Source organism: Rhizobacter sp. P2_H2 (assembly GCF_056403375.1).
In genome coordinates this window covers 1-1,439 of the sequence record NZ_JBFUFP010001249.1, presented here as the reverse complement: position 1 = coordinate 1,439, position 1,439 = coordinate 1, and the positions used below count along the sequence as shown (strand labels likewise).

Sequence of the window (1,439 nt, the reverse complement as noted above, 5' to 3'; positions counted from 1 at the left end):
TCGCCCGGTTGGCCAGCTCGGCGGCCTGCTTGTCGCGCAGTGCCTGCTCGGCCTGCTTGGTGCGCGTGATGTCGGAATGCGTGCCGACCACGCGGCGCGGGCTGCCGTCGGCGTGGCGCTCGACGATCTTGCCGCGGTCGAGCACCCACAGCCAGCGGCCGTCCCTGTGCTGCAGCCGGTGCTCGGTCTCGTAGACCTCGGTGTCGCCGCGCCGGTAGGACTGGATGGCCCGCATCACGCGCGCCTTGTCGTCCGGGTGGATGCGGCGCGACCACTCCTGGATGGTGTTGCCGATCTCGTCCTCGCGGTAGCCGAGCATCTCCTTCCAGCGCGGCGAATAGAACGCGAGGTTGCGGTCCTCGTCGAAGTCCCAGACGCCGTCGCCCGCGCCCTCGAGCGCGAACTTCCAGCGCTCCTCGGCGGCCTTCAGCGCCTGCTCGGCGGCACGCTGCTGCGTGATGTCGCGCGTGACGTACAGCACCCGCGCGCCGGCCATCGGCGACAGCCGCGCCTCGAAGCTGCCGGGGCGCCCGCCGGCCGTCACCAGGTCGTACTCGAGGCACTGCACCGCGCCGGTCTGCAGCGCGCGGCGGATCGCCGGCAGCACCTGGTCGGCCAGCTCCTGCGTGACGCCCTGCACGAAAGGCCGGCCGCGCACGCTCTCCCAGCTGTGCACCATGAACGGGTGCTTCGGGTCGCCGCATTCGAGGTAGCGGCCATCCTCGTCGAGCACGAACCAGAGGTCGGGCACGGCCGCCAGCACCGCGCCGAGCCGCGCCTGCGCCTCGTGCGCCTGCAACTGCTGGCGGGCCAGCTCCAGCTCGGCGCGCTTGCGGTCGGTGATGTCGAGCGCCAGGTGGACCAGGCTGCCATCGTGCAGGCGGCGGTCGTTGACGATCAGCCAGCGGTCGCGCCAGCGCAGCTCGTGCTGGGTGCGCCGTTCGGAGGCGAGGCCGAGCCGCCACTGCACGAAGGCCTCTTCGCTGCCGACCGCATCGGGATAGTCGCCGCGCGCGACCATGTTGCGCACCATCTCGGGCCAGGTCATCGCATCGGCCGGGGCGGCGTGGCCGATCGATCGCCGCCACGCCGCGTTCGACTGCACGACGCGGCCGTCCGGCGCGCTGATCATCACGCCGGCGTTCATGCTCTCGAGCGCATCGCTCAGCAGCTGCTCGGCGCGGCGTGCGGCGCTCTGCGCCTGCAGCCGCGCGTTGATGATGGTGGCCGAGCCGCGGTAGCCGCGGAAGCGGCCGCTGCTGCTGAACACCGGCACGCCGCTGATCGACAGCGTCAGCGCGCCGGCGGGGGAGGGGCGGTCGGCGATCAGTTCGGTGAAGGGCTCGCGGCGGGCCAATGCCGCTTCGTAGCGCGACCACGAGGCCGCGTGCTCGCCACCATGCGGCTGGACCAGCTCGGGGAAGCGGCGGCCCAGGTCG

Annotated in this window: 1 protein-coding gene; it reads right to left on the bottom strand. The window is 72.7% G+C overall.

Annotated features, from left to right (window positions below; genetic code table 11):
- Window positions 1-1,439: PAS domain-containing protein (locus AC1D15_RS32050; RefSeq protein ID WP_477829231.1), on the bottom strand; the 1,439-nt coding region annotated here is incomplete at both ends.